This window comes from Pseudomonas sp. SORGH_AS_0199, from assembly GCF_031453735.1.
Lineage (GTDB): Bacteria > Pseudomonadota > Gammaproteobacteria > Pseudomonadales > Pseudomonadaceae > Chryseomonas > Chryseomonas aestiva.
The window spans coordinates 3,444,876-3,471,292 of record NZ_JAVJAE010000001.1 but is presented as its reverse complement, the minus strand read 5'-3'; the positions used below and the strand labels follow the sequence as shown (position 1 = coordinate 3,471,292).

Here is a 26,417-nt window from a genome sequence, read left to right as displayed (position 1 = left end):
GGCCCGGCAAAGATGAAATTCGGGGCCAAGGCGCAGGGCTGCTCGCTAAGGGTGCAGCAGTCGCCGTTCCAGCAGTGGAAGAATCACGTCGCGGGTCAGGGGCGCCAGCGGCAGCTCGCCGGGTTCGTCTACGGCTACCCACACCGCCTCTTCGATTTCGGCGGCAGGCACCGCCTGGTCTCCCGCACCCATGGCTACCTGATACAGCGCGCAATCGACCCTGAAACCGGGTTCATTGGCGGCCGGCGCCTGGTAGTTGCCGAGAAAGGTCGCAGCCTCTGTCGTGATGACCAGGCCAAGCTCTTCCTCCAGCTCGCGGATCAAGGCCTCCAGGGGTTGCTCCCCCGGGTCTACCTTGCCGCCCGGTTGCATGAAGGCGGTGGTGCCCCGCTTGCGCACCAGCAGCACCTGCTGGCGGTCGTTCAGGAGGATGGCGGCGGCGATGTGCAGGGTAGGGGTCAAGGTGAGCGTCCCGATCAAGGTGGGCGGGTCACCGTGCCGGGAGACGGACAGAAAGGCAACCGTCGGCAATCCTGGCTCAGCCTGCCCGTGAGGGCCTGTGGTGGCTGTCAGAGGTCGAGGGCATCGAACAGGGTCCTGAACGGCTCGCTTCTGGGAAACCGGCTCATGGACAGGTGCGCCTCCTGAAACCAGGACTTATCGGCTTCGGGATGGGGGCCGCTCAAGACCACGACGCCTGCGCCAAACCGGTAGCGCGCTGCAGCGATGTCACCATTGCCGTAGCTGGCGATCACGCGAAAACCGTCGCCCGATCCAGGCGGCAGATAGGGGCCATCCTGGAAGAACACCTGATCTTCACGACCGCCCCACCTCAGGAGCACCACGCTGTCGTCGACGGAGGTGACCGGGAAGCCCGGGCGACCAACCTCCGAATCCAGCTCGGCATCGAGCAGGCCGAGATTGTCGGCATCCGCGAGGTAGGCGCCCATGCAGATTCCGAGATACTGACCGCCCTGGGCGACATAGGCGTGTATGGCAGCGATCCTGTCCTCGCCCAGACTGGCCAGGGCGGCCGGTATGTCCTGACCACCCCCCGGCTGGACGTAGGCTTCGTAGCGTTGCAGGTTTGCGCTGGAAACATCCAGGCGTTCGTCCGGGCCGAGGAAATCAACCTGGTAGGCCGACCCAAGCCGTTCGATGGCATCCTTTACCGCCTCGGCACAACCCTCGCACGTGGCCGGACCTCTATAGATGGCGATCCGTATCACGTCGGCCTCGTCGAGGTCGACCAGGCCGAGCACGGTGGACAGGCAGGCCAGCAGCAAAATCATCGAGACGCTGAAGGAGCGCATGGCCAAGGCTCGTGAAATGTCCTGGGAGCGGAGACGTATTCCCGTGGATCGACGCAAGGAAAGGTCGCGTCGGTCTCAGAGATCGGTATGCAGTGAATAGCCATTGAAGCCGGCGGCAAACAACATGGCGCCCCAGAGAAAGAAGTCGGTTTGCAGGAACTCGCGCTTTATCGAAACCAGCTTGATGCCGTTGTTCAAGGAGACGGTAGGGTCTATGAGCCACCCCACGAGTACGGCCGCCACGCCCAGTATCATGGCGATGAAGCCGATGCTTTTTACGACGTGCCTCACTAGCGTCTCCTCTTGTGTGCGCGCGCTCGGTGGATGGCGCCTGTGAATCAGGATATCGATCGGTAGAACGGCCCGTGTAAAACCTCATGAAGGCCGGTAAACAAGTGTTAACGCGAGGCCATGGGCGACGGGGTCGCAGCGGGTGGAGCGGGAAGATCCGCTTCGCCGCTCCGCTCCCATTCGCCGCCCAGTGCCCGGAACAGGTCGACGTGGGCGATCATCAGCTGCAGCCGGATTTCGATCAGGGCGTTATCGGCCTGGTAGAGGCTGCGCTGGCTGTCGAGCAGATTCAGGTAGTTGTCGAGCCCCTGCCGATAGCGCTCGCTCGCCAGCTCGACACTGCGCGCGGTGATGTCATGCAGACGCTGCTGGGCCGCGAGCTGCCGTCTCAGGGGCGCCTCGGCGACGAGTTGATCGGCCACCTCGCGAAAGGCGACCTGGATGCTCTTCTCGTAGCGAGCGATATCCTGATCGCGCCGCACCTCCGCCAGATCTAGGTTGGCGCGGTTACGACCGCCGTCGAATAGCGGTACCTGCAATTGGGGGACGAAGCTCCACACCTGATTGCCGGGGTTGAACAGGCCGTTCAGATCGGAACTCAGGTAGCCGGCGCTGGCCGTCAGGGTGATGCGCGGGAAGAAGGCAGCCCGAGCGGCGCCGATGTTGGCGTTGGCCGCCCGCAGGCGGTATTCGGCCGCGCGAATGTCCGGACGGCGTTGCAGCAGGTCAGAGGGCAAGCCCGCCGGGACGGGCAGGTCGAGACCCTGGCGCGCGAGCGGCAAGGGCGCGGGCAGGTCGCCGCGCGGCTCTCCGCCGAGCAGCAGGCGCAGGCTGTTGTCCGCCTGTGCCCGATTCCGTTCCAGGACGGCGAGATCGGCTTCGGTGGTCTCTAGCGCCGTTTGAGCCTGGGCCAGGTCCAGCGCCGAACTCACCCCGGCGGCATGGCGCTGTTCCATCAGGGCGAGGCCTCGCTGGCGACTTTCCAGAGTGCTGCGACTCACGAGCAGTCTCTCATCCAGGGCGCGCTGATTCAGATAGGCCGTCGCCACCTCGGCGATCAGTGACAGCTCCACCGCGCTGCGCGTATCGCGCTGGGCCAGGTACTCGTCCAGGGCCGCATCGCGCAGATTCCCCAGCCGGCCGAACAGATCGAGTTCGTAGGCATTCGTACCCAACCCGACGCTGTATCTGTTGGCCGTCTGGCTGCCGCTTCGCTGCTGATCGGTGCGCGAGGCGCTATCCAGGCTCCCGCGTCCGGCTGGCGGTGGCACCCAGTTCGAACATGAGGTCGGCACGGCTGATGCGATAGCGGGCGCGCGCTTCCTGGATATCCAGCGCGACCAGCCGCAGATCCCGATTTCCGTCCAGGGCCTGATCGATCAAGGCGTGCAGGTGCGGATCGGCGAACAGGCTTTGGCGGTGAGGCGACAGGTCCGCGGACGCCGTCAGCAAGGGATAGCGCTCCGGGACCGGCGGCTGCGGTCGTTCATGGCGGGGTGCCAGGGAGCAACCCGCGAGCAGGACACTCAGGGCCAGGACGGTCACTCCTGTCATGACGAGCCTGCCTGCCGCGGGCCGTTTGCCCAGGGACAGGGATGGGCAGCGGGGCCGAGCCAAGGTGCGTGATGGCATCTGGATCCGCTTTTTTCCGGGTTGGCAGGAAGGGAAGAGTGGGTAGTGGAACATCGGACGTCCTCGTGGAGAACGCCATGGTAGAGGGCCCGCCTGGGCGGCCTTGTAAAGGTCTGTAGGTCTCTTGTGAAAGAGTGTTAAGGGCTGACCTTGAGGGCTTGGCGCTCCGTTATGCTCGCCGCCTCCTTGCCCCGGGACCTATCTGTGAAACTCTTTTTCAGCGTCGAAAACGTCATCACCCCTGCCGCGCCGGTGGCCACCGACCAGCGTCGCCGATACGCGTTCGTGACCTTGCCTGGCCCGCGCCAGGAAGGCGCGGGCCACGGCTCGTGCTGGCCGTCGTTCAGGCTGGCAAAACGGTCCGGATGTGACCCGCAGGGACGACCGCGCCGCGGCGTCGAGTCCTGCTAGATGCTCAAGATCCTGATAAGGCTCTATTGCGTGCTGCTGGTGACCTATGGCGCAGCCAGCTATCTGGTCCCGGAAGCCCTGCAGCAGATGTTCAGTGATCGCTATAGCCGCGTCAGTCTGGAGCAGATGAATGGCCCGCTGAAGCTGGTGGAGCGGACCTTCGTGGAAACGCCATTCGCCCACTGGCCGGCGCTGCTGGCTGAGCTGAACGCCGACATCGCGCCCGTCACCTTGCAACTGGGGCTGCAGAGCGATCCCCAGTTGACGAGCGCCGAGCGCCACCGTCTGGCCAAAGGCGAACGGCGCGTCCGCCTGACCGACGATGGCGATCCCAGCGTGGCCCTGATCCCCCTGCCGGGCGGGCACGTCCTCTGGGTCGGCTTCGCCGAGGTTCCGACCGACATAGCCCTGACCTATTGGGCCATGAACGCCCTGATCGGTGCGGCGCTGCTCATCTGTCTGTATGTCTGGCTGCGGCCGCACTGGCGTGATCTGGAGCGGCTCAGGCGCACGGCGGCGCGCCTGGGCAAGGGGCATCTGCAGGAGCGTACCGCGATCTCGCCGCGCTCGGACATCGGCCAGCTGGCGCGGGCCTTCGATGACATGGCCCAGGATCTCGAAACCCTGATTGTCCAGCAGCGCGACCTGCTCAATGCGGTCTCCCATGAGCTGCGCACGCCACTGTCCCGTCTGGAATTCGGCCTGGCCCTAATGCAGGCCGACCCGCTGCCCGCTGAAACACAGCGACAGCTGGAGCAGCAGATTCGCCACGTGCGCGAACTGGATGCGCTGGTGAACGAGCTGCTTTCCTACGCCCGCCTGCAGTCCAGTCAGCAGGCACCCGAGCGTCAGGCGCTCAAGCTCGGTGCCTTCCTGGACAGTGTCCTGGCGGATTTCAGCGAGGAACAGGAACGGCGTGGCGTCACCCTGAGCCTGGACATGGCCGCTGCGCCCGAGCAAGCCCTCTTGGCACCTAGACTCACGGCGCGCGCGTTGCAGAACCTGATTGGCAATGCTCTGCGCTATTGCCAGCGAGGGGTCTGGCTGACCGTTGGCCGCGACGCCGACACCCTGCTGATCACCGTCGAGGACGATGGCGAGGGTATTCCGCCGGGCGAGCGGGAGCGGGTGTTCGAGCCCTTCTATCGCCTGGATCGCAGTCGGGATCGCGCCACCGGCGGCTTTGGCCTGGGGCTGTCGATCAGCCGTCGCGCCATAGAGAAGCAGGGCGGGCAGCTGGCGCTGGCGCAAAGCGAAAGAGGCGGTGCGCGCTTCGACATCCGGCTGACCGACGCCCTCGTGTCCTGACCAGCAGCAGCTCAAGGCCTCCTTGGCACCCGATGACGCGGACCCGAGTCCGTTCCTTCCTCTGACCGACCTGAAAGCAAACAAATGTCCAGTTCCTCTTCTTCCCCACGATCGTCGGCTGAAACCGAGACCCTCGACGACTATGGTGACCTGGCCAGGCGTCATGTCACCTTCGCGCGGATTCTCGAACTACTGGCTCCGCACCGGGCCGCACTGGTGCTGGTGGTGTTGCTGATCGCGGTCGCCGGGATCAGCGGCGTGATCAGTCCCTTCCTGATCCGCAGCATCGTCGACGATGCCTTGCCGGCGAAGGACCTGACGCTGCTGGTCTATCTGGCCGCCGGTCTGGTCGGGGTGGCGCTGTTCAATGCCATCGCCAACCTGACCCAGACCTATGTCGCGATTCGGGTGGGCCAGAGCATCATGCACGACCTGCGGACCCGCCTGTACGGCCACCTGCAGAGCCTCTCGCTGGCGTTTTTCGCCGGTACCCGCGCGGGCGAAGTGCAGGCGCGCCTGTCCAGCGACATCGCCGGTCTGCAGACCCTGTTGACCCACTCCGCCACGGATCTGGCGAAGCATCTGAGCGTCGTGGCGGCGACCCTGGTGGCGATGCTGCTGCTGGACTGGCGCCTGGCGTGTGTCTCCTTCGCCGTCATTCCCTTGCTGGTCTGGATCAATGGCCGCGTCGCCCAGCTGCGGGAGCGGGTGACCTACCGGCAACAGGAGCAGGTGGCGGACCTTTCCGCCAACATCGCCGAGTCCCTGTCGGCCGGCGGCATCATCCTGTCGCGTACCCTGGGCCGCGTGCACTATCTCGTGCAGCGCTTTCAGCGTGACTCCGCGCAGCTGGCGCGCCTGGAAACCCAGGCCAGCACCGCGGGACAATGGGAATTCGCGCTCGTCTTCCTGGCGTTGGATCTGCTGCCCGCGCTGACCTTCCTGGGCGGCGGTCTGTTCATCGGCCTGGGTCTGCAGGTGTCCATCGGCACCCTGGTGGCCTTTATCGCCTTACAGGAGCAATTGCTCTGGCCGCTGCTGGAGATCTTTGAGACGCGGATCGAATTCGCCAAGGGACGCGCCTTGCTGGCGCGGGTGTTCAGCTATCTGGATACGCCGGCGACGGTCGTCGAGGCGAGCTCACCGACGACTCTTGCGCGGCAGGATTTCCAGCAGGGCATCCGTTTCGAGAACGTCAGCTTCGCCTATGGCGACCGCGCCGTACTCAAGGATCTGACGTTCGAGATACCGGCCGGAAAGCACACGGCGCTGGTCGGCCCCACCGGCTCTGGCAAGACCACCATCTCCTATCTCCTCGCGCGCCTGTACGACGCCGATCAGGGGTGTATCCGCTACGACGGCATCGATAGCCGCGAGCTGAGCTTCGCGACGCTGGCCAGCCTGGTCGGCATCGTGACCCAGGATACCTTCCTGCTCAACGCCAGCATCGAGGCCAACCTGCGCTTCGCCAGGCCCGACGCGAGCGAGGCGGAACTCTGGTGGGCGCTGGAAAGGGCGCAACTGGATGCCACGGTGCGCAGGCTTCCCGAGGGGCTGGGGGCCGGGGTCGGTGACCGGGGTTATCAGCTGTCCGGTGGCGAGCGCCAGCGTCTGTCCCTGGCGCGTATGCTGCTGCGTGATCCACCGATCATTCTCCTGGATGAAGCGACCAGCGCCCTGGACAGCAGCACCCAGGCGGCGATGGCCGCGGCCCTGGCCTCGCTGGAGGGGCCGCGGACCCTGATTTCGATCGCCCATCGCCTCAGCACCGTCAGGCAGGCGGATCGGATTCTGGTCATCCAGGCCGGGCAACTGGTGGAGCAGGGCACCCATGAAGAGTTGATGAAACAGGGTGGGCTCTATGCGGTCATGGCGCGCAATGCCTAGCACTCGCGGCAGCTACCGCTCCGCCACCCACGCCAACATGGCGTGGCACCCTCGGGATACACTGGAAGTACCTTGCTGTGACAGCAACGACGGTAAAGACAAGGACTTTCATAGTGCGCCACTGATGGTGTCCAGGGGCGACCCGAGTCACTATGAGGCATCTCTGGAACGCGATGCTTCTTAGCGGCGCGGCTTCAGAGAGAGGTCTTACGGATGGCACAAAAGGATGTCGGCAACGACCGCGTCCGCCAGGGAATCAGCCTGATCGTCGCGGCGGTTTTTGTCCTGTCCCTGGTGGATGCTGCGGTCAAATACTTCAGTGCTCGACTACCGCTTTGGCAGCTTTTTCTTGCAGTAGCCTGCCTTTCGGTGCCCGCAATGGGCTTCTGGGCGATCGGCCGCTTCAAGGCCGGTCGCCTAGAGATAGGCTCGATCCGCTGGGTGATGGCCAGAAGTATTCTGCTCTTGCTGATGTGGATCAGCTATTACGCTGCGCTTCCTTTCATTCCTCTGTCAGTAGCGGCCGTCGCTATCTATACGACCCCCATTTTCATCGCGCTTCTAGCGGCCTGCTATGGCGGTGAGTCCCTGTCCAGGCTGGGTTGGTCTGCGGTAGGCGTCGGCTTTGCCGGCGTGGCCCTGGTACTACGCCCAGGCGCGGACGCCTTTTCTCCTGCCACGCTGCTACCGGTCATTGGTGCGCTGTTCTACGCGCTCGCAATGGTGGTCACGCGTCGACACTGCCGCAACGAACACCCTTTGGTATTGGCCCTGGGATTGAATATCGCCTTTTTGGTAGCGGCCTGCCTGGGAGGTCTGGCCTCGCTCGCGGTCAGTAAGGCGGTGGCTGCTCAGGCCGATTTTCTATTGTCTCCCTGGCAGCCACTTGGTCGCGAGGAGATGGCCTTCATCGTCTGCTACGCCGTGGCTTTGGTCTTCATCAATACGGCCACCGCCAGAGCCTATCAGATCGCCCCGGCGGCGCTGGTCGGTACCTTCGACTACGCCTATCTGGTCTTCGCCTGTCTATGGGGATATCTATTATTCCAGGAGATCCCAGACCTCTTTACCTGGGGTGGAATGTTGATGATCTTGAGCGCGGGTGTGCTCATTTCATGCGCAGAGGAAAAGCCTTAGAACAGCGCCCTAGGCTTCAAGGGCATCGAGTCTGTCGGTGCCCCTGGGGTGAGGTAGCGACAATGCGCGAGATCCCCTGCTTGCAGTCAATGGAGCGCGCCCTCAGCGCATCGTCCGGAAGGCCTCCCGCAGGTGACCGACGAATTCTCGCGGATTCTCCATCGCCGCGAAGTGCCCACCCCGATCGGCTTCCGCGAAGAACCGCAGATCGGCGAAGCGCCGCTCGGCCCAGCGGCGCGACAGCCGCAATTGCTCGCCAGGGAACATGCTGACGCCCGCGGGCAGGGGCAGCAACGCGCTGGCCATGCCGTTCGCCATCTCGCGCCTGGCCTCCCAGTAGAAACGCGCCGAACTGGCGCCGGCATTGGGCAGCCAGTAGAGCATGATGTCATCGAGCAGATGATCCAGCGGCAGGACGCACTCCGGTTCGCCCGCGCTGTCCGAGACGTCCTGGAACAGGGCGTAGATCCAGGCCGCCAGGCCTACCGGCGAATCGGCCAGGGCGAAGCCCACCGATTGCGGGCGGGTGGTCTGCACCTTCATGTAGCCCGAGTATTCACGCTCGTAGCGGGCGGCGTCGGCGAGCATCCGCTGCTCGTCCGGCGTGGCCGCCGCGACCTCCTCGGCAGTGGGCTGGAACATCACCATGTTCAGGTGCACGCCGGCCAGGCCCGCCGGGCGCATATGGGCCAGGGCGGTGGTCACCGCGGCGCCCCAGTCGCCGCCCTGGGCCAGCCAGTGATCGCCGTAGCCGAGTCGGCGCATGAGTTCGATCCAGGCCAGGGCGGTGCGGCTCACTCCCCAGCCGGGCTCGCTGGGCTGATTCGAGAAGCCGAAGCCGGGTAGCGCGGGAATGACCAGGTGAAAGGCGTCCGCGGCTTCACCGCCATGGGCGACTGGATCGCTCAGCGGCCCTATCACGTCGCGAAACTCCAGCACAGAGCCTGGCCAACCGTGGGTGAGCAGCAGGGGTGTAGCCGTCGGTTCGGGAGAGCGCACATGCAGAAAGTGGATGCCGAGGCCGTCGATCTCGGTGCGGCTGCTGCCCCAGCCGTTCAGCAGGGTCTCGGCCGCCCGCCAGTCGTACCCGCCGCGCCAGCGCTCCACCAGGGCCTGCAGGCGCTCCCGTTGCGGCCCCTGACTGCCATCGTGGACGGTCTCGCGGTCGGGCCAGCGTGTAAGCCGGAGTCTTGCCGCCAGCTCATCGAGCTGGGCTTGGGGTACGTGGATGGGAAAGGGCTGGATGAGATCGGTCATGGAGAGCCTCGCAAGGAAGGGCGCAGTCGAATAACTGAACGTTATCGTTCAGTTTACAGGCGCTGTCAATCCGCTTAAGGTTTGCCCATGACCGAAATGACCAAACCACGCGGCGGGCGACCCCGGCGCGAAGAGGCCGGCGCTGTCGATCGCCGCCTGCTGGACGCTGCCTTCGAACTCTTCCTCGCCCAGGGCTTTGCCGGGACCTCCTGCGAGGCGGTGGCGCGGCTGGCCGGTGCGGGCAAGGCCAGCCTCTATGCGCGCTTCGCCAACAAGGATCAGCTGTTCGAGGCGGTGATCCGCCGTCATTCGGCAACCCTGCCGCAGCTCGAACCCGTGCCCTCCGGCCTGCCGCTCGCGGAGCGTCTGCGGCTGGCCGGTCAGGACATGCTGGAGCACGCCTCGCGGCAGGAGACCCTGGCGATGATGCGCCTGGTGATCGCCACGGCCGATCGCTTTCCGGCAGTAGCGGCCGAGGCGACCCGGATCGGCTGGGAGGCGGGTCGCCTGCGGGTGCGACAGGCCATCGAGGCGGGCCCGGATCAGCCGGACGATGTCGAGCGGCTGCTCGAGGGATTCATCGATCTGGTCTTCGCGCCGCATCAGTTGCGGGCGCTGCTGGGCGATGATCCCAGGGCACTGCGGGCTCAGGCGGCGGAGCGGATCGAGCGGGCCATTCGGCTGTTGCTGGGGTGAGGATGTCTGGCGGCCTACGGTCCTCAATCCTCGCTGGAGGCGAAGCCCTCGAGCCAGCGCGCTTCCGAACAGAGCAGGTGGTGGCGCATGGCTGTCTGGGCACCGATCAGGTCGCGGGCTTCCACCGCACGCAGGATGGCTTCGTGTTCGGCCACGGCGACGCCCCAGGTCTTCTGGCTTTCGGTCTGCTCGGCGACGTGGGTGGAGAGGGGGCTGTGACGCTCGTCGAACAGCGAGGTGATGATGCGCACCAGGGTGGAGTTGCCGCTCATCCTGGCCAGGCGGCAGTGGAACTTGCGATCGTCCTCCATGGGCGAAAGCCCCTGGGCGATCTTGTCGCTCATGTTCTGGATGCACTTCGCCAGGTAGCGGTAATCGGCCTTGCCACCCAGGGAACAGGCCAGCACGATGGTCGCGCCCTCGATCATGGCCCGGGCGTGCATCAACTCCGAAGGACTTTCGCCAAGGGTGGAGGTCCGGGCGCCATTGTTCAGCAGCGCGGCGTTCACATAGATCCCGGAGCCCTGGCGGACCTCGATGCTGCCTTCGATTTCCAGGGCGATCAGGGCTTCGCGCAGCGACGGCCGGGAGACGCCCAGCAACAGCGCCAGGTCGCGCTCCGGCGGCAGGCGGGTACCGGCTTCGATGGCGCCCTCGCGGATATGCTGGCGCAGGCGATCCGCGATCTTCTGGTAGAGCTTTCTTTCGGTGGTGGCAGTGGGCAGCGTCATCGATGAAACCTGCATCTTCAAGGGCTTCAGTATCTCATGGGCTACCCGGTTCGGCGCCAGCGGCTCAGGGCAGGGCGGCCAGCTCGAACAGCGGGGTCGCCAGCTGCCATTTCTCCGATCCCGCCTCGGGCGAGGACAGCTGATAGCGCGCCATCAGGGTTTCCCATTCCTGGATTCTGGGATTGCGCTGTTCCAGCTGGTGCAGGCGGTCGAAGGAGAAGCCCGGCCCGGCTTCGAGCAGCATGGTCAGCCGACAGCCGAGGCGCCAGATGGTCATGTTGGCGACGCCGGCTTCGCGCAGGTGGGCGATGACCTCGGGCCAGACCGCCGCGTGCTGGCGTTCGTATTCGGCGATGAGCGCGGGGTCGTCCCGCAGGTCCAGCAGCAGACAGTAGCGTGTCATGTTCTTGCTCCTCGGCCGGTGGCGGCCGATCAGACCGTTCAGATTTCGACGATGGCTTTGACGACGCCCCGGGCCGGGTCCAGCAGCTCGGCGAAACGGTTGGGCAGCTCGGCCAGTTGCAGGCGGTGGGTATTGAGTGCCGCGTCCGGGATCAGGCCCTCGCGCAGGCAGCGCTCGACGTGCTGAAAATCCTCGGCGGTGGCGTTGCGACTGCCCAGCAGGGTGGTCTCGCGCTTGTGGAACTCGGGATCGGCGAAGCGGATGTGATCCTTGACCACCGAGATCAGCACATAGCTGCCGGCATGGGCGACGAATTCGAAACCCCGCTCGATCGCGCGGGCGTTGCCGGTGGCGTCGAACACCACGTCGAAGAAGTCGCCATCGGTCAGCCGCGCCAGTTCGTCCTTGTCGCTGTCACCGACGGTGACCGTGGCCGCGACCTGCAGGTGCTGGCGACAGAATTCCAGGCGATCGCTGCGGGTGTCCAGGACGGTGACCTGGGCCCCGGCGATACCGGCGAAGATCGCCGCCGCCATACCGATGGGCCCGGCGCCCACCACCAGCACGCGCTGTGCCTGGCCCAGGCCCGAACGGCGCACGGCATGGGCGCCGATGGCGAGAAATTCCACCATGGCCGCCTGGTCGAGGGTGAGGCCTTCGGCCTTGAAGACGAAGCGGTCGGGCAGACTGAGGTATTCGGTCAGGGCGCCGTCGCGATGCACGCCCAGGACCGCGATTTTGGTGCAGCAGTTGGTCTTGCCCTGGCGGCAGGCGATGCACTGGCCACAGGACAGATAGGGCACCACGTAGACGATGTCCCCCGCCTGCAGGCGCCCGCTGTCGTCGGTTTCCTCGACGACGCCGGAAATCTCGTGGCCCATCACCCGTGGGTATTCCAGATAGGGCTGGTTGCCTTCGTAGATGTGCAGGTCGGTCCCGCAGACGCCGACCCGGCGGATACGGATCAGGGTTTCGCCTGCGCCACGGGCGGGCTTGGGGGTATCGCGGGAGACCAGCAGGCCGGGTTTTTCACAGATGACGGTCAGCATAGGAAGACTCCGCATCGCTCGGGATGCACATTGGATTCATGGTGCGGCGCGCGCCGGGAATGGCAGCCAGCGTCCGGCGCCCGGGAGCGGGGCGGCAAGGGCTGTGCAATTTCATGCCGGGGCTCCTGCCACGGGGGCATCGGCGTCCAGCAGGCCGCGCTGCTTGAGGGTGCTCCAGAATTCCGCCGGAATAGGCGTCTGCAGCCAGGCCAGGTTGCTGGCCACCTGCTCGGCGCTGCGCGCGCCGATGACCGCGGAGGCGACCGCCGGATGCGCCAGGGGAAATTGCAGGGCCGCGGCGGCCAGCGGGATCGCGAAATCGGCGCAGACAGCCTGCAGGGCCCGCACCTTGGCCACCACCGCTGGCGGCGCGGCGCCATAGTCGAAGTGCTGGCCACCGGCTAGGATCCCGGAGTTGAACACCCCGCCGGCGACGATGGCGTGGCCCTGGGCCAGGCAGCGATCGAGCAGGGGTCTCAGGCTCTCCTGCTCCAGCAGGGTGTAGCGACCGGCCAGCAGGGTGCAGTCCAGCGGGCACTCGTCGAGGCTGTCGACCACGACCTCCCATTCGTTGACGCCCAGGCCGATGGCCTGGATCTGGCCTCCGCTGCGCAACTCCTCCAGCGCGCGGAAACCGCCGCCGCGGGTCAGCGCCTGCCAGTGCCGGTCATGCCGCTCGCCATGGGTGCGGCGGCCGATGTCGTGCACATAGAGGATGTCGATCCGCGCCAGCCCCAGTCGCTGCAGGCTGTCTTCATGGGACCTGAGGATGGCGTCGTAGCTGTAGTCGTAGACCGGCTTGAAGGGCAGTGGCCGGGCCCAGCCGTCGTCGTTGGCGCGCTCGCTGCCGTTGGGCGCGAGCAGCCGGCCCACCTTGCTGCTGAGCACGACTTCATCCCGCGGCAATTCGTCGAGAAAGGCCCCGAGGCGATGCTCCGAGCGGCCATAGCCATAGAAGGGCGCCGTATCGAAATAGCGGATGCCCTGCCGCCAGGCGCCGGCCAGGGTGTCGACGGCCTGCTGCAGGGGCATGTCCCGGTACAGTCCGCCCAGCTGGGAGCAGCCGAGTCCGAGCACCGGCAGGGCCAGCGGGCTTTTCGCCAGGGGACGCCGTTCGGAGAGATTCATCGCCAGGCCTCCGCTCAATAGAGCACGTTGCGTGCGTCAGGGCTGTCCAGGTTGGCCTTGTCGATGAGCAGGACGCCGGTGTCGATGAACTTGGGTACCTTCTGCTTCTCGATGACCTTGATCACCGTGGCGACCGATTCCAGGCCCATGCGATAGGAACTCTGCACCACGATGGCGTCCAGGGTGCCGTCGCGCACGAAGCCCTGCAGATCTTCGTTGCCGTCGAAGCCGATGGCCTGCAGCTTGCCGGCCTTGCCGGACTGGGCGATGGCCCGCGCCATGCCGACCGCGGTGGGTTCGTTGGCGCCGTAGATGCCCTTGAGGTCAGGATTGGAGGCCAGGACGTCGGTGGTCTGGTTGAGGGCGTTGGCCATCTGCGACTGGGAATAGAAGGGGCCCACCACGGTCAGCTGCGAATGCTGCTCCAGGTATTTGCGGAAGCCGCCGACCCGGCCCGTTTCCGAGCCGGTGCCCGGCACATAGGACATGATGGCGATCTTGCCGGTCTTGCCGACCTTCTCGATCATGCGCTGGGCGGACAGCTCGCCGGCCTTGTTGTTGTCGGTGGAGAGAAAGGACTGGTAGTAGGGCGCGCCGCTTTCCGCGACCGAGGAGTCGATCAGCACCACCGGGATATGGGCTTCCCAGGCCTGCTTGATGGCCGGCACCAGGGCGTCCGGGTCGGACGGCGCCAGCACGATGCCCGAGACGCCGCGGTTGACGGCATTGACCACCATGTTCACCTCGTCGGCGATCGCCGATTCCGAGGCCGGTCCCTGGAAGGTGACCTTGTAGCTGGTGTGTTGCTTGGCCGTCTCCTGCACGCCCTTCTGCACGTTCTGCCAGTAGTTGGAGTTGGCACTCTTGACGATGACGGCGATCTCGCCGTTACCGGCCAGCGCCAGGGAGGTCGCGGCGGAGAGGGCGACACCCAGGACCACTTTCTTGAAGTTTTTCATCGGTCGTTCCTTGTTGTTGTTATCGAGGGTTCACTTCTTGCGGTTGCGGAGCTGGTCGATACAGACGGTCAGCAGGATCACCAGGCCGATGATGATCTGCTGGGTGAAGCTGGAGACGCCGAGCATGTTGAGGCCGTTGCGCAGCACGCCGATGGTGAAGGCGCCGATCAGGGTGCCCGACACGCTGCCGATGCCACCGGAGAGCGAGGTGCCGCCGATCACCGCGCTGGCGATGGCGTCCAGTTCGTACATTACCCCTTCGTTCGGCTGGGCGGTGACCAGGCGCGACATCAGCACCGCGCCGGTCAGGCCGGCCAGCACGCCGGACAGCACATAGGTGAAGAGGGTGACCGCGCGCACCTTGACCCCGGAGAGCCTGGCCGCTTCGGCGTTCGAGCCCACGGCATAGATGTGGCGGCCCAGGCGGGTGCGGCTGAGCACCAGCCACAGGGCGATGGCCAGGACGATCATGATGATCACCGGGTAGGGGATGCCCGGAAAGATCACGTTGGGAAAGCCGTCGTCGCCGATGCGCTCGATGCGGCCCAGGGTGCCGTTGCCGAGCACGCCGAACGCGGCACCGAGGCCGGAGATGGGCTGGGCATCGGTCAGTCGCAGCGCCAGGCCGCGGGCCACCAGCATCATGCCCAGGGTGGCGATGAAGGGCGGCAGCTTGACCAGGGTCACGAACAGGCCGTTGATCGCGCCGCAGATCCCGCCGACGATCAGCCCGACCAGGATGCCCACCTCGATGGACGCGCCGGCCTTGACCGCCATGGCGTTGGCCACGCCGGCCAGGGCCAGCACCGAGCCCACCGAGAGGTCGATGCCGCCGGTGATGATCACCGCCGTCGCACCGAGGCCGAGAAAGGCGATGGAGGTGACCTGCAAAGCCACGCTCATGCCGTTGCCCATGGTGAGGAAGGCACTGCTCATGGAGGAAAACACCGCGATCAGGGCCAGCAGGCTGACCAGGGCGCCAAACTTCTGCAGAAATTCTTTTTGTTTTTCGGTCATTTCTCTGTCTCGCTCGACACGCGTGGCGAGCTGCCGTCAGTGCGACGTGCAGCCGGAGGCGTAGTGCATGATCTGGTCCTGGGAGGTGGCCCGGGTCTCGACGTCACCGGTCAGGCGACCTTCGTGAAAGACCAGGATCCGATCGCTCATGCCGAGCAATTCCGGCAGCTCCGAACTGATCAGGACGACGCCGATGCCCTGGGCCGCCAGCTGGTCCATCATTTCGTAGATGGCGTACTTGGCGCCGACGTCGATGCCCCGGGTGGGCTCGTCGAAGAACATGATCCGGGCGTCCCGGAACAGCCATTTGCCGATGATGATCTTTTGCTGGTTGCCGCCCGAGAGGTAGCGGGTGACCTTGTCGATCGAGGGCGTGCGGATGTCCAGCCGCCGCACGTAGTCCTGGGCGACCCGCGCCTCCTCTTTGAAGCGGATGAAGCCCAGCGGCCCGCAGAGGGCATCCAGATTGGCCAGGGTCAGGTTGTGCGCCAGGGTCATCTTGACCGCCAGGCCGTCCTTCTTGCGGTCTTCGGACAGGTAGGCGATGCCCTGGTCGATGCCGTCGCGCGGACTGCGGATAGTGACCGCGCGGCCGTTGATCTCCACCTCGCCGGCATCCAGCCGATCGGCGCCAAAGATCGCCCGGGCGATCTCGGTGCGCCCGGCGCCCATGAGGCCGGCGAAGCCGAGGATCTCGCCGCGGCGCAATTCGAAGCTGATGTCCTGGAAGACGCCCTTGCGGCTCAGGCCTTGCGCCCGCAGCAGCACCTCGCCGGTGGGCACCGAGATGCGCGGCGGAAATTTCTCGTCGAGGGAGCGCCCGACCATGCCCGCCACTATGGCGTCGACACTGGTGTCGGCAAAGCGTTGGGTGGAGACGTAGCGACCGTCGCGCAGGATGGTCACCCGGTCGACGATGTGGCGCATCTCGTCCAGCCGGTGGGAGATGTAGAGCATGCCGACGCCACGCGCCTTGAGGTCCTGGATGACCTTGAACAGCGCCTGGGTCTCGCTTTCGGTCAGCGAGGAGGTCGGTTCGTCGAGGATGAGCACCCGGGCGTCCAGCGACAGCGCCTTGGCGATCTCCACCATCTGCTGCTGGGCCACCGACAGCTTGGCCACCGGGGCGCGGGGGCTGATGGCCACGCCCAGGCGCGCCAGGCAGGCTTCGGTGTCCGCCTGCATCTTGCGTCTGTCGATCAGGCCGAAGCGCGCCGGCTCGCGGGCCAGGAAGATGTTTTCCGCCACCGTGAGGTGGGGCACCAGATTGAGTTCCTGGTGAATGATGGCGATGCCGACATGCTCGGCTTCCGACACGGATTTGAAGTGCCGCTCTTCGCCGAGGTAGCGGATCCGCCCCTCGTCCGGCGGCTGCTGGCCGCTGACGATCTTCATCAGGGTGGACTTGCCGGCACCGTTCTCGCCGCAGATGGCGTGGACTTCACCCGGGTAGAGGCTGAGGCTGACGTCGTCGAGGGCCACGACGCCGGGAAAGCGCTTGGAAATGTTTTCGAGCGTCAGGCAGGGCGCGGGCGCGGCCGGTACGGGGCCGCCACCTTCGCCGCGGGGCGATGGGGTATCCAGCATGGTGCTCTCTCTTTTTGTTGTTCTAGGGTCATTGCCCTATGTGAGATCCATGGCAGGGAAAGCTACACCCCCGTTCGGATATCTGGCAAGACCAATTTGATTTTTTAGAATTGGTCTTGCCAGATATCCGAACGGGTTGGTGAAGACGTCAGTGCGCAAGGTCGGTGATGGGTGACGGACGGACCAGGCGTTCAGCAGGGCGTGGCTTGGTGGACAGACTGGTGCGGGAGGGAAACGGAAAGGGCAGACCAACAGGCGCAACGTCTGGTCCATGGGTCCATCTGAAGTATCTGGGGAAAGGCGCTTTGGGTGGCCCGACGCTATTCAGGCCGGGCCACCGACCGAGAGGTCCTAGCGCACGGGCGCAGCCGCGCCGGCACGCGCCGGGCGGGCGTCGCGGAAGCTGACCAGAAAGGCCAGCAGCACGCCCAGGGAGAACACCGCCGGGAACAGCCAGATGCCCTGCCAGTCATGGCCGGCGGCGCTGGCATAGTGATCCGAGACCATCCCGGCCACCCGGAAGCCGACCAGCATGCCCACGCCGTAGGTGGCCAGGGTGATCAGGCCCTGGGCCGCACTCTTGTCTGCTGCGCCCGCCTTGGCGTCGGTATAGATCTGCCCGGAGACGAAGAAGAAGTCGTAGCAGACCCCATGCAGGGCGATGCCCAGCAGCAGGTAGGCGAGGGCGTCACCCTGGGCACCCAGGGCGAAGCAGCCATAGCGCACCGCCCAGGCCAGCATCCCCACCAGCAGGGTGCGCTTGAGGCCGAAGCGGCGGATGAACAGCGGCAGGAGCAGCATGAAGCCCACCTCGGACACCTGGCCGAGGGTCATCATCCCGGTGGGATTGGCCACCCCCAGTTCGGCGAGAAAGAGGTTGGCGTTCTGGTAGTAGAAGGCCAGCGGAATGCAGATCAGCACCGAGGCGGCAAAGAACACCGCGAAGCTGCGGTCCTTGAGCAGGCGCAGGGCGTCCAGGCCGAGCATCGCGCCCAGTCCGCCGCGGGTGGCCGGCAGCGGCGCGGTGCGCGGCAGGCTGAAGCTGTAGAAACCGAGGAGGAGGGAGGCCGCGGCGCCGAGCAGGAAGGTGTTGCGCAGGGCGCCGGCGGCGATGCCGCTGCGGCTGTCCCAGGCGAAGACGAAGCTGATCGCCAGGCCGGCGGCGATCCAGCCCAGGGTGCCCCAGACGCGGATCCTGGCGAATTGCCGGGCCGGATCGGCTAGGTGGCGGAAGGCCACGGAATTGGCCAGCGCCAGGGTCGGCATGTAGCAGAGCATGTAGGCCAGCACCAGCGGATAGAAGGTGGTGAAATCGGCCGCCGCATAGAGCTGGTAGAGCAGCACCGCACCGGCCAGGTGCAGCAGGCCGAGGATGCGCTCGGCGTTGAAGTAGCGATCGGCGATCAGGCCGATCACGAAGGGCGCCAGGATCGCGCCCCAGGACTGGGTGGCGAAGGCCTGGCCGATCTGGCCGCCATTGGCGCCCAGGGTGTTGCCGAGAAAGGTCGCCAGGGTGACGAACCAGCTGCCCCAGATGAAGAACTGCAGGAACATCAGGGTGCTCAGGCGTAGCGAAAGTGCGTTCATCGTCGTTTCCTTGTTGTGGGTTATGTGACGAAAAAACGAGGGGGTCCTTACTCCAGGCCGAGCATTCGCCGATTGCGCGCCGGATCGGCCTCGCTGCCGGCGAAGTCGTCGAAGGCGCGGGTGGCCGGCTGGATCAGGTGACGCTGGATGAAGGGCGCTCCTTCGGCCGCGCCCTGGGCCGCGTCCTTGAGGCAGCACTCCCATTCCAGCACCGCCCAGCCGTCGAAGCCGTACTGGGTGAGCTTGCTGAAGATGGCGCCGAAATCGACCTGGCCGTCGCCCAGGGAGCGGAAGCGCCCCGGCCGCTCGGCCCAGTCCTGGTAGCCGCCATAGACGCCGCTGCGCGCATCGGGACGGAATTCCGCGTCCTTGACGTGGAACATGCCGATGCGTGCGTGATAGCGGTCGATGAAGCCCAGGTAGTCCAGCTGCTGCAGGACGAAATGGCTGGGGTCATAGAGGATCCGCGCCCGGGGATGGTCGTCGACCGCCGCCAGGAAGCGCTCGAAGGTGGCGCCATCGTGCAGGTCCTCGCCGGGATGCAATTCGAAGCAGAGGTCGATGCCTTCTTCGCCGTAGACGTCGAGGATGGGGCGCCAGCGACGGGCCAGCTCGGCGAAGCCTTCGTCCACCAGGCCCGCCGGACGCTGCGGCCAGGGATAGACATAGGGCCAGAGCAGGGCGCCGGAAAAGCTCGCCACCGCCTTGAGACCGAGGCGGCGGCTGGCCTTGGCGGCCAGCTTGAGCTGCTTGACCGCCCAGGCCTGGCGCTCTTCCGGGCGGCCGCGCAGTGCCGGCGGGGCAAAGGCGTCGAAGGCCTCGCCGAAGGCTGGATGCACGGCTACCAGTTGTCCCTGCAGGTGGGTGGAGAGTTCGCTGATGGCCACTCCGGCGGCGGCGCACTGGCCGAGCAGTTCGTCGCAGTAGTCCTGGCTGGCGGCGGCGCGCTCCAGATTCGGGCACTGGGGCCCCAGCGTCGGCAGCTGGATGCCCCGGTAGCCGAGGTCCGCCGCCCAGCGCGCCAGGTTGGGCAGGGTGTCGAAAGGCGGCTGGTCATCGAGAAACTGGGCGAGAAAGATCGCCGGGCCCTTGAGGCCGGGACGAGCGTTGGCGGCCATGTTCAGGCTCCTGGGGTCGGTAAGGGGGTCCAGGCGCCCTGGCGCCGATGGCTGGCCAGGGCGGTTTCGATAAAGGCCAGCCCGCGCCAGCCCGTATGGATGCCAGGCAGGCCTGCCGCGGGATCGGCGGGATCGCGAATGGCCGCGGCCAGCTGGCGATAGAGATTGGCCAGGGCTTCGAGATAGCCCTCCGGGTGCCCGGCGGGCAGGCGCAGGCGCTGCTGGGTGCCGGCACTCAGCCAGGGCAGACCGAGGCCGGCGCGCAGGTCCTGCGGCGGTTGGTCGAGGCTGCGCTGCAGCAGGCTGTTGGGTTCCTGCTGCCGCCATTCCAGACTGCCGCGCTCACCGTAGAGGCGGATGCGCAGGCCATTTTCCTCGCCGATGCAGACCTGACTGGCCAACAGGCTGCCGCTGGCGCCCGCGGCGGTTTCGAACAGCACCATGACATCGTCGTCCAGCCGCCGACCGGGCAGGTGGCTGCGCAGCTGGGCACTGAGACGGGTGATGGGCTGGCCGCCGATGAATTCGGCGAGGCTGAAGGCATGGGTGCCGATGTCGCCCAGGCAACCGCCCGGGCCGGAGGCGGCCGGATCGTCGCGCCAGGCCGCCTGCCGATTGCCGGTGGCGGCCAGGTCCTGGGCGAGCCAGCCCTGGGGGTATTCCACATGGATCTTGCGCAGGGCGCCCAGCTCTCCGCGGGCGACCCGCTCGCGGGCCTCCCATACCAGCGGATAGCCGAGGTAGCTGTGGGCCAGGGCGTAGCGCAGGGGCAGGGGCAGGGCGGCCAGCGTGTCCGCCAGGCGCTGTACCTCGGCCAGCGAGATGCCTGCGGGTTTTTCCGAGAAGACGTGGAAGCCGGCGGTCAGGGCTGCCTGGGCGATGGGCACATGGAGGTCGTTGGGCGTGACGATCACCAGCAACTCGACCCGCTGCTCGGGGGGTAGCCGGGCTTCATCGGCCAGCAGGGTCTGCCAGGAGGCATGGACCCGCGCGGGCGCCAGACCGAGTTCCCGTCCAGTCGCGCCGTTGTTGGCGGGATCACGACTGAAGGTGCCGCAGACCAGTTCGAGCGCGCCATCCAGGGCGGCTGCGCACCGGTGGGCCGCGCCGATGAAGGCGCCCTGGCCGCCCCCGATCATGCCGTAGCGGACCTTGCCGCCGGTTTCCGCCTGCATCCTCTTACCCTCGGTTTATTGTTGTGTTGAGTGTAACCGGTTACATCTGCGGTTATTTGGAGCCCGTGGCGGTCGTTAGTCAAGCGCCCGGCGGACGTACGGCTTGCCCGCACGCAGGGCTTTGCGCACAGTGACAACCTTTCCCACGCTCACCGAGGCCGCATGTCCAACATCCGCCGGGTCGCCGAACTGGCCGGGGTATCGGTCGCTACCGTGTCGCGCACCCTGAAGAATCCCGAGGTGGTGGCGCCAGCGACCCGCGAACGGGTGCAGGCCGCCGTGACCGCGGCCAACTACCGGCCCAACGGGATGGCGGTGCAGTTTCGCTCGCGCCGCACTGGCAACCTGGTGGTGCTGGTGCCGCTGATCGCCAACAGCTTCTTCGCCCGCGTTATCGCCGGGATCCAGCAGGCGGCCCAGGCGGCGGGGTACCGGGTGCTGCTGTGCGATACCGCGGGGGACGAGGCCCGCGAGCGCGAGTACGCCGAACTGGTCTATGCGAGGCAGGCGGATGGGGTGATCCAGTTGCGCGCCTTCGATCCCTTCGCCGGTGACCCTGACGCACCGCCGGTGGTGAATGCCTGCGAGGTGCTCGCCGAGCACACCTGGCCCAAGGTGCGGCTGGACAATCGCGCCGCCGCCCGCAGCCTGACCGAGCACCTGCTGGCGCTCGGTCACAGACGCATCGCCCTGATCAAGGGGCCGGAAGACAGCCCGCTGACCCTGGAGCGCCTGGCCGGTTACCAGGAGGCGCTCACCCGGGCCGGCATCCCGCCGGACCCGGATCTGCTGCACCCGGGCGATTTCACCCTGGCCGCCGGCGCCGCCGCGACCAGGACGCTGCTGGCGCTACCGGAGCGGCCCACCGCGCTGTTCTGCTGCAGCGACGAGATGGCGATCGGCGCCCTGCAAAGCCTTCGCGGCGCGGGCCTGCGAGTGCCCGAGGACCTGTCGCTGGCGGGCTTCGACGACATCGCCTTCGCCGCCTACAGCGATCCCCCGCTGACCACCATCGCCCAACCGGCGGAGGCCTTCGGCCAGCGTGCCGTCGCCCTGCTGCTGGAGATCCTCAGCGGCGCGGCGCCCACCACCCGGGAGGTGGTGCTGCCCTTCGAACTGGTGGTGCGGGGGAGTACCGGGGTCTGCCGCGGCCGCTGACACTCGGGCGCGGCAGAGCCGGCTATCGTCGCTCGGGTTGTCCGGGATCGCGCCGGACAGTTCGTCGCCCTGGAACACTGCGGCCGCTGCCCGCTAATGCGGCTCGGTCGCCAGTCTTACGGCGACTTCCTCGACCAGCTGGATGGTTTCTGCCGTCAGGGCTTCAAATTGAAAGAGGATGTCCTGCAATTCCGGGCTGCCCATATCCACTTCGCGGAGCTGATCGATTCTCCGCGTCAGCAACCGGTGAATGTTCAACAGGCAATCGCGGTCGGGATTGTCGGGTATGGCGAGGCGGTTGCTCATCCTTGTCTCCGTGTTAACTGACCACCATGACCCTCGATATCGTCTGGCAAGCGGGTTTGTTGAGGTGGTTCGTCGCCGACGACGTGCGTCAGAATGCTGCTTCCAGGGGTTGACGCAGCACCGCGGATAGCCAGCGAACAGGGTGGTGGGTGCTAGTCACCCTTTCTGCGGAACCATCGTGAATGATTCGGCGAAACCCCAAGCCAGGCTCGACGTTGATAGCACCCAGACGGTGAAGGGTTCAGGGGCAGGACTTCTTCGATCGACGAACCAGCGCTTCGCGTCAGGCCTGGCAAACATCCGCTATCCGGGCTTTCAACAGATTCGCCAGCTCATCGAAGAGGATCTGCACCGAGCGCAGCGACAGATTGTCCGGGCGGGTCAGCAGCCAGATATCGGTATCGCAACCGGGCAGCGCCGGACCCAGGCGTTCGACGCCGTCCAGACTGCTGATCATGAAGTCGGGGAGGGCGGCCACCCCGAGACCGGCGCCGACCAGGCTGCCGACCGAGGACATGCTGCTGCAGCGATAGCGCGGAGTGAGGCTGGGGTAGGCCTGGCGCAGCCAGGTGACCGAGACGTGATCGGCCAGGGAATCATCCGGGGCGATCCAGGGCAGTTCGGTGGCCAGCTGGCCGTAACCGGCGCGATAGCGCTCGTGACCGCAGACGAAGTAGGAGCTGCGACCGAGCCGCCGGCCGATCAGGTGTTCCGGCGGGGCGTTGGACAGGCGCAGGGCGATGTCCGCATCCCGCCGGCTCAGGCTGGCGAAGGTGTTGGAGGTGGCGACTTCCAGGGCGACCGCCGGATAGCGCGGCATGAGCTCGGCGAGCCCCGGCAGGAGCAGGCTGCGCAGCACGGCATCGGTGCAGGTCAGGCGGACCGTGCCGCTGATGACGTTCTCGCCCTGGGTGAGGGCGATGCGTGCCGCCTCCAGCGCCTGTTCGGCGCGCTCGGCCTGTTCGGCGAGGGCCTTGGCGCTCTGGGTCGGGGTATAGCCGCGGCGGGTCTTGTCGAACAGCGCCACCTGCAGATTGGCTTCGAGCTTGCGGATGGCGCGAAAGACCGTGGAGACGTCCACCTGCAGCTGCTCGGCAGCCCTGGCCAGGGTCCGGCCGCGCACCAGGGCGAGGATCAGCTTGAGATCGGCATGGCCTATCTGATATTGCATCCGTGCATTCTTCCTTTGCCGATTCGCCGATATGGGTTGCGCTCATGCCAATTTATACTGGCCCAGCCCGTCGAGGGCAATCAGGTGGAAGGGCGGACCTTGGCAAAGAGGGTCGGCGCCTGCAGCAACCACCGCCCACAGCCACGCTGCCAGACCCGCACGAGCAAGCACAACCAAGCGGGCCAGCGTCAAGGATGCCTCCCATGAATTCGATATCCCCCCGCGTCGTCCAGCTCACCGAAGCCAACGGCTTTCTCAAGGAGCACCCGGAAATCCAGTACGTCGATCTGTTGATCACCGACATGAACGGCGTCATCCGGGGCAAGCGCGTCGAGCGGGCCAGTCTCTCCAAGGTCTATGAGCGCGGCATCAATCTGCCGGCCTCGCTGTTCGCCCTGGACATCAACGGCTCCACGGTGGAAAGCACCGGCCTGGGCCTGCACATCGGCGATGCCGATCGCACCTGCTTTCCCATCCCCGGCACCCTGAGCTATGAGCCCTGGCAGAAGCGCCCGACCGCGCAACTGCTGATGACCATGCACGAGCAGGACGGCTCGCCGTTCTTCGCCGATCCGCGCGAGGTGCTGCGGCGGGTGGTGAAGAAGTTCGACGACCTGGGCCTGACCATCTGCGCCGCCTTCGAACTGGAGTTCTACCTGATCGACCAGGAGAACGTGAACGGCCGGCCGCAGCCGCCGCGCTCGCCGATCTCCGGCAAGCGACCGGTCTCCACCCAGGTCTATCTGATCGATGACCTGGACGAGTATGTGGATTGCCTGCAGGACATGCTCGAAGGCGCCAAGGAGCAGGGGCTGCCGGCCGATGCCATCGTCAAGGAATCCGCGCCGGCGCAATTCGAGGTCAACCTGCATCACGTCGAGGACGCCATCAAGGCCTGCGACCATGCGGTGCTGCTGAAGCGGCTGATCAAGAACATCGCCTACGACCATGAGATGGATTCCACCTTCATGGCCAAGCCCTATCCCGGCCAGGCCGGCAACGGTCTGCACGTACACATCTCGCTGCTGGACAAGCAGACCGGGCAGAATATTTTCGCCACCGATGATCCCGAGCGCCATGCGCCGCTGCGCCATGCCATCGCCGGCATCCTGGAAACCCTGCCGGCGTCGATGGCCTTCCTCTGTCCGAACGTCAATTCCTACCGCCGCTTCGGTGCCCAGTTCTATGTGCCCAACGCCCCGAGCTGGGGCCTGGACAACCGTACCGTGGCGGTGCGTGTGCCCACTGGCAGTAGCGAGGCGATCCGCATCGAACACCGCGTCGCCGGGGCCGATGCCAATCCCTATCTTATGATGGCCTCGATCCTCGCCGGCATTCATCACGGCATGACCCAGGGCCTGGAGCCCTGCGCTCCGGTCAGCGGCAACTCCTACGAACAGCTCGAACAGAGCCTGCCGAACAACCTGCGCGATGCCTTGCGCCGGCTGGACGACAGCGCGGTGATGAATCAGTACATCAGCCCCGAGTACATCGACATCTTCGTCGCCTGCAAGGAGGCCGAGCTGGAGGAGTTCGAGACCACCATCTCCGATCTCGAATACAACTGGTATCTGCATACCGTCTAGGAGGCGTGATCATGACCGTGCTGACGCAACAGGACTGGGAGCAACGCACCCAGGCATTGACCGTCGAAGCCCGTGCCTTCATTGACGGCCGCTACCAGGCCGCCCTGGGCGGTGCGACCTTCGACGACCTGAGTCCGGTGGATGGTCGCCACCTGGCGCGGGTGGCCAGTTGCATGGCCGAGGATGCCGAACTGGCTGTACGAGCCGCCCGGGCGAGTTTCGCCCGGGGCGACTGGGCACATCAGGCGCCGGCGCAGCGCAAGCGGGTGCTGATCGCCTTCGCCGAGCTACTGCTGGCCCATGCCGAGGAGCTGGCCCTGCTGGAAACCCTCGACATGGGCAAGCCGATCAGCGACTCGCTTGCCATCGACGTGCCGGCGGCAGCCAACGCCCTGCGCTGGAGCGCCGAGGCCATTGACAAGGTCTATGACGAGGTGGCGCCCACCCCGCGCGACCAGCTGGGCCTGGTGACCCGCGAACCGGTAGGCGTGGTCGCGGCCATCGTGCCCTGGAATTTCCCCCTGATGATGGCTTGCTGGAAGCTCGGGCCGGCGCTGGCCACCGGCAATTCGGTGATCCTCAAGCCGTCCGAGAAATCGCCGCTGACCGCCATCCGTATCGCCGCCCTGGCGCTGGAGGCCGGCATCCCGGCGGGGGTGTTCAACGTGCTGCCCGGCTACGGTCACACCGTCGGCCAGGCGCTGGCGCTGCATCCGGACGTCGACACCCTGGTCTTTACCGGTTCCACCCGCATCGCCAAGCAGCTGCTGGTCTATGCCGGCGAGTCGAACATGAAGCGCGTCTGGCTGGAGGCGGGCGGCAAGAGTCCCAACATCGTCTTTGCCGACGCCCCGGACCTGAGGGCAGCGGCCGAAGCGGCCGCGGCAGCCATCGCCTTCAATCAGGGCGAGGTGTGCATCGCCGGGTCGCGGCTGCTGGTCGAGCGCTCGATTAAGGCGCGCTTCCTGGCACTGGTAGCGGAGGCGCTGCAGGCGTGGGCGCCGGGTCATGCCCTGAATCCCGACACCCGCGTCGGCGCCCTGGTGGACGAGGGCCATCTGCGCACCGTGCTGGGCTTCATCGAAGCCGGCCGCGCCGAGGGTGCGCGACTGGTGAGCGGCGGCGCGCCGGCCCTGAGCGAAACCGGCGGCAGCTACGTGACCCCGACCATCTTCGACGGGGTGGACAATGCCATGCGCATCGCCCGGGAAGAGATCTTCGGCCCGGTGCTCGCGGTGATCGACTTCGATGACGAAGAAGAGGCCGTGCGCATTGCCAACGACACCCCCTATGGGCTGGCCGCCGCCGTCTGGACCAGTGACCTTTCCCGCGCCCATCGCGTGGCCCGCGCCTTGCGTGCGGGCAGTGTCTGGGTCAACCAGTATGATGGCGGCGACATGACGGCGCCCTTCGGTGGCTTCAAGCAATCCGGCAACGGACGCGACAAGTCGCTGCACGCCTTCGACAAATACACCGAACTCAAGGCGACCTGGATCAAGCTCTGAACAGG

The 26,417-nt window shown here is 66.2% G+C and carries 25 protein-coding genes; 7 read left to right on the top strand and 18 right to left on the bottom strand.

What is annotated here, in order from left to right:
- Window positions 1-45: 45 nt before the first annotated feature.
- The 5 genes from QE444_RS16315 to QE444_RS16295 form a co-directional block, all read right to left on the bottom strand.
- On the bottom strand, window positions 46-462 hold the full coding sequence (locus QE444_RS16315; RefSeq protein ID WP_309739929.1) for an NUDIX domain-containing protein: 417 nt from the start codon (window positions 460-462) through the stop codon (window positions 46-48).
- 107 nt (window positions 463-569) lie between these two features.
- On the bottom strand, window positions 570-1,313 hold the full coding sequence (locus tag QE444_RS16310; RefSeq protein ID WP_309739926.1) for a BPL-N domain-containing protein: 744 nt from the start codon (window positions 1,311-1,313) through the stop codon (window positions 570-572).
- A 75-nt stretch (window positions 1,314-1,388) separates the two neighbouring features.
- A complete protein-coding gene (locus tag QE444_RS16305; RefSeq protein WP_133860929.1) occupies window positions 1,389-1,604 on the bottom strand; it encodes a hypothetical protein in 216 nt (71 codons plus the stop codon).
- 107 nt (window positions 1,605-1,711) lie between these two features.
- Window positions 1,712-2,779, bottom strand: a complete 1,068-nt coding sequence (locus QE444_RS16300; RefSeq protein ID WP_309739922.1) for an efflux transporter outer membrane subunit — start codon at window positions 2,777-2,779, stop codon at window positions 1,712-1,714.
- Between the two features lie 61 nt (window positions 2,780-2,840).
- Complete coding sequence (locus QE444_RS16295) at window positions 2,841-3,158, bottom strand: hypothetical protein (protein ID WP_309739919.1); 318 nt, start codon at window positions 3,156-3,158, stop codon at window positions 2,841-2,843.
- Window positions 3,159-3,647: 489 nt separating this feature from the next.
- Between QE444_RS16295 and QE444_RS16290 the strand changes: the two genes are divergently transcribed.
- The 3 genes from QE444_RS16290 to QE444_RS16280 all read left to right on the top strand — a co-directional run bounded on the left by QE444_RS16290 (window position 3,648) and on the right by QE444_RS16280 (window position 7,979).
- Window positions 3,648-4,955, top strand: a complete 1,308-nt coding sequence (locus QE444_RS16290) for an ATP-binding protein (RefSeq protein ID WP_309739917.1) — start codon at window positions 3,648-3,650, stop codon at window positions 4,953-4,955.
- A gap of 84 nt (window positions 4,956-5,039) precedes the next feature.
- The gene (locus QE444_RS16285; RefSeq protein ID WP_309739914.1) at window positions 5,040-6,842 is read left to right on the top strand and encodes an ABC transporter ATP-binding protein; all 1,803 of its coding nucleotides are present in this window, start codon (window positions 5,040-5,042) and stop codon (window positions 6,840-6,842) included.
- Between the two features lie 213 nt (window positions 6,843-7,055).
- On the top strand, window positions 7,056-7,979 hold the full coding sequence (locus QE444_RS16280) for a DMT family transporter (protein WP_309739911.1): 924 nt from the start codon (window positions 7,056-7,058) through the stop codon (window positions 7,977-7,979).
- Between the two features lie 102 nt (window positions 7,980-8,081).
- Here the strand turns inward: QE444_RS16280 and QE444_RS16275 are convergent, their stop codons facing one another.
- Window positions 8,082-9,236 carry an epoxide hydrolase family protein gene (locus tag QE444_RS16275; RefSeq protein ID WP_187979549.1) on the bottom strand — a complete coding sequence of 385 codons (1,155 nt, stop codon included), beginning with the start codon at window positions 9,234-9,236 and terminating at the stop codon, window positions 8,082-8,084.
- An 87-nt stretch (window positions 9,237-9,323) separates the two neighbouring features.
- On the opposite strand from QE444_RS16275, the gene QE444_RS16270 reads away from it, so the two are divergent.
- On the top strand, window positions 9,324-9,932 hold the full coding sequence (locus QE444_RS16270; RefSeq protein ID WP_309739907.1) for a TetR/AcrR family transcriptional regulator: 609 nt from the start codon (window positions 9,324-9,326) through the stop codon (window positions 9,930-9,932).
- A gap of 23 nt (window positions 9,933-9,955) precedes the next feature.
- On the opposite strand, the gene QE444_RS16265 is transcribed toward QE444_RS16270, so the two are convergent.
- From QE444_RS16265 to QE444_RS16220, 10 genes are all read right to left on the bottom strand, one after another.
- Window positions 9,956-10,663, bottom strand: a complete 708-nt coding sequence (locus tag QE444_RS16265; protein ID WP_158897078.1) for a FadR/GntR family transcriptional regulator — start codon at window positions 10,661-10,663, stop codon at window positions 9,956-9,958.
- 64 nt (window positions 10,664-10,727) lie between these two features.
- On the bottom strand, window positions 10,728-11,066 hold the full coding sequence (locus QE444_RS16260) for an L-rhamnose mutarotase (RefSeq protein WP_187979547.1): 339 nt from the start codon (window positions 11,064-11,066) through the stop codon (window positions 10,728-10,730).
- A 38-nt stretch (window positions 11,067-11,104) separates the two neighbouring features.
- The gene (locus QE444_RS16255) at window positions 11,105-12,115 is read right to left on the bottom strand and encodes a zinc-binding alcohol dehydrogenase family protein (protein WP_309739902.1); all 1,011 of its coding nucleotides are present in this window, start codon (window positions 12,113-12,115) and stop codon (window positions 11,105-11,107) included.
- Window positions 12,116-12,226: 111 nt separating this feature from the next.
- Window positions 12,227-13,243, bottom strand: coding sequence for an aldo/keto reductase (locus tag QE444_RS16250; protein WP_309739899.1), 1,017 nt, complete (start codon window positions 13,241-13,243; stop codon window positions 12,227-12,229).
- Window positions 13,244-13,257: 14 nt separating this feature from the next.
- Window positions 13,258-14,202, bottom strand: a complete 945-nt coding sequence (locus QE444_RS16245) for an ABC transporter substrate-binding protein (RefSeq protein WP_133860903.1) — start codon at window positions 14,200-14,202, stop codon at window positions 13,258-13,260.
- Window positions 14,203-14,232: 30 nt separating this feature from the next.
- Window positions 14,233-15,219 carry an ABC transporter permease gene (locus QE444_RS16240; protein ID WP_027602020.1) on the bottom strand — a complete coding sequence of 329 codons (987 nt, stop codon included), beginning with the start codon at window positions 15,217-15,219 and terminating at the stop codon, window positions 14,233-14,235.
- 36 nt (window positions 15,220-15,255) lie between these two features.
- Complete coding sequence (locus QE444_RS16235) at window positions 15,256-16,806, bottom strand: ATP-binding cassette domain-containing protein (protein WP_309739890.1); 1,551 nt, start codon at window positions 16,804-16,806, stop codon at window positions 15,256-15,258.
- 351 nt (window positions 16,807-17,157) lie between these two features.
- Window positions 17,158-18,393: an MFS transporter gene (locus tag QE444_RS16230; protein ID WP_309739887.1), complete on the bottom strand. Its 1,236-nt coding sequence runs from the start codon at window positions 18,391-18,393 to the stop codon at window positions 17,158-17,160.
- A 47-nt stretch (window positions 18,394-18,440) separates the two neighbouring features.
- The gene (locus tag QE444_RS16225; protein ID WP_309739885.1) at window positions 18,441-19,511 is read right to left on the bottom strand and encodes a sugar phosphate isomerase/epimerase family protein; all 1,071 of its coding nucleotides are present in this window, start codon (window positions 19,509-19,511) and stop codon (window positions 18,441-18,443) included.
- 2 nt (window positions 19,512-19,513) lie between these two features.
- On the bottom strand, window positions 19,514-20,686 hold the full coding sequence (locus tag QE444_RS16220) for a Gfo/Idh/MocA family oxidoreductase (protein WP_309739882.1): 1,173 nt from the start codon (window positions 20,684-20,686) through the stop codon (window positions 19,514-19,516).
- A 162-nt stretch (window positions 20,687-20,848) separates the two neighbouring features.
- On the opposite strand from QE444_RS16220, the gene QE444_RS16215 reads away from it, so the two are divergent.
- Window positions 20,849-21,844: a LacI family DNA-binding transcriptional regulator gene (locus QE444_RS16215; protein ID WP_309739881.1), complete on the top strand. Its 996-nt coding sequence runs from the start codon at window positions 20,849-20,851 to the stop codon at window positions 21,842-21,844.
- Between the two features lie 93 nt (window positions 21,845-21,937).
- On the opposite strand, the gene QE444_RS16210 is transcribed toward QE444_RS16215, so the two are convergent.
- Both QE444_RS16210 and QE444_RS16205 read right to left on the bottom strand, forming a co-directional pair.
- Window positions 21,938-22,150, bottom strand: a complete 213-nt coding sequence (locus QE444_RS16210; RefSeq protein ID WP_133860897.1) for a hypothetical protein — start codon at window positions 22,148-22,150, stop codon at window positions 21,938-21,940.
- 283 nt (window positions 22,151-22,433) lie between these two features.
- On the bottom strand, window positions 22,434-23,321 hold the full coding sequence (locus tag QE444_RS16205; protein ID WP_133860896.1) for a LysR family transcriptional regulator: 888 nt from the start codon (window positions 23,319-23,321) through the stop codon (window positions 22,434-22,436).
- Between the two features lie 203 nt (window positions 23,322-23,524).
- Here QE444_RS16205 and QE444_RS16200 point away from each other — a divergent pair, with 203 nt between their 5' ends.
- Window positions 23,525-24,907, top strand: a complete 1,383-nt coding sequence (locus QE444_RS16200) for a glutamine synthetase family protein (RefSeq protein ID WP_273862153.1) — start codon at window positions 23,525-23,527, stop codon at window positions 24,905-24,907.
- Between the two features lie 11 nt (window positions 24,908-24,918).
- Window positions 24,919-26,412 carry an aldehyde dehydrogenase gene (locus tag QE444_RS16195; RefSeq protein ID WP_309739875.1) on the top strand — a complete coding sequence of 498 codons (1,494 nt, stop codon included), beginning with the start codon at window positions 24,919-24,921 and terminating at the stop codon, window positions 26,410-26,412.
- Window positions 26,413-26,417 lie beyond the last annotated feature (5 nt).

Excerpts from the sequence above, each read along its gene's own strand:
- QE444_RS16310 (WP_309739926.1), bottom strand. The coding sequence starts at position 1,313 with ATGCGCTCCTTCAGCGTCTCGATGATTTTGCTGCTGGCCTGCCTGTCC.
- QE444_RS16295 (WP_309739919.1), bottom strand. The coding sequence starts at position 3,158 with ATGACAGGAGTGACCGTCCTGGCCCTGAGTGTCCTGCTCGCGGGTTGC.
- QE444_RS16290 (WP_309739917.1), top strand. The coding sequence starts at position 3,648 with ATGCTCAAGATCCTGATAAGGCTCTATTGCGTGCTGCTGGTGACCTAT.
- QE444_RS16285 (WP_309739914.1), top strand. The coding sequence starts at position 5,040 with ATGTCCAGTTCCTCTTCTTCCCCACGATCGTCGGCTGAAACCGAGACC.
- QE444_RS16280 (WP_309739911.1), top strand. The coding sequence starts at position 7,056 with ATGGCACAAAAGGATGTCGGCAACGACCGCGTCCGCCAGGGAATCAGC.
- QE444_RS16275 (WP_187979549.1), bottom strand. The coding sequence starts at position 9,236 with ATGACCGATCTCATCCAGCCCTTTCCCATCCACGTACCCCAAGCCCAG.
- QE444_RS16270 (WP_309739907.1), top strand. The coding sequence starts at position 9,324 with ATGACCGAAATGACCAAACCACGCGGCGGGCGACCCCGGCGCGAAGAG.
- QE444_RS16265 (WP_158897078.1), bottom strand. The coding sequence starts at position 10,663 with ATGACGCTGCCCACTGCCACCACCGAAAGAAAGCTCTACCAGAAGATC.
- QE444_RS16260 (WP_187979547.1), bottom strand. The coding sequence starts at position 11,066 with ATGACACGCTACTGTCTGCTGCTGGACCTGCGGGACGACCCCGCGCTC.
- QE444_RS16255 (WP_309739902.1), bottom strand. The coding sequence starts at position 12,115 with ATGCTGACCGTCATCTGTGAAAAACCCGGCCTGCTGGTCTCCCGCGAT.
- QE444_RS16250 (WP_309739899.1), bottom strand. The coding sequence starts at position 13,243 with ATGAATCTCTCCGAACGGCGTCCCCTGGCGAAAAGCCCGCTGGCCCTG.
- QE444_RS16245 (WP_133860903.1), bottom strand. The coding sequence starts at position 14,202 with ATGAAAAACTTCAAGAAAGTGGTCCTGGGTGTCGCCCTCTCCGCCGCG.
- QE444_RS16240 (WP_027602020.1), bottom strand. The coding sequence starts at position 15,219 with ATGACCGAAAAACAAAAAGAATTTCTGCAGAAGTTTGGCGCCCTGGTC.
- QE444_RS16235 (WP_309739890.1), bottom strand. The coding sequence starts at position 16,806 with ATGCTGGATACCCCATCGCCCCGCGGCGAAGGTGGCGGCCCCGTACCG.
- QE444_RS16230 (WP_309739887.1), bottom strand. The coding sequence starts at position 18,393 with ATGAACGCACTTTCGCTACGCCTGAGCACCCTGATGTTCCTGCAGTTC.
- QE444_RS16225 (WP_309739885.1), bottom strand. The coding sequence starts at position 19,511 with ATGGCCGCCAACGCTCGTCCCGGCCTCAAGGGCCCGGCGATCTTTCTC.
- QE444_RS16220 (WP_309739882.1), bottom strand. The coding sequence starts at position 20,686 with ATGCAGGCGGAAACCGGCGGCAAGGTCCGCTACGGCATGATCGGGGGC.
- QE444_RS16215 (WP_309739881.1), top strand. The coding sequence starts at position 20,849 with ATGTCCAACATCCGCCGGGTCGCCGAACTGGCCGGGGTATCGGTCGCT.
- QE444_RS16210 (WP_133860897.1), bottom strand. The coding sequence starts at position 22,150 with ATGAGCAACCGCCTCGCCATACCCGACAATCCCGACCGCGATTGCCTG.
- QE444_RS16205 (WP_133860896.1), bottom strand. The coding sequence starts at position 23,321 with ATGCAATATCAGATAGGCCATGCCGATCTCAAGCTGATCCTCGCCCTG.
- QE444_RS16200 (WP_273862153.1), top strand. The coding sequence starts at position 23,525 with ATGAATTCGATATCCCCCCGCGTCGTCCAGCTCACCGAAGCCAACGGC.
- QE444_RS16195 (WP_309739875.1), top strand. The coding sequence starts at position 24,919 with ATGACCGTGCTGACGCAACAGGACTGGGAGCAACGCACCCAGGCATTG.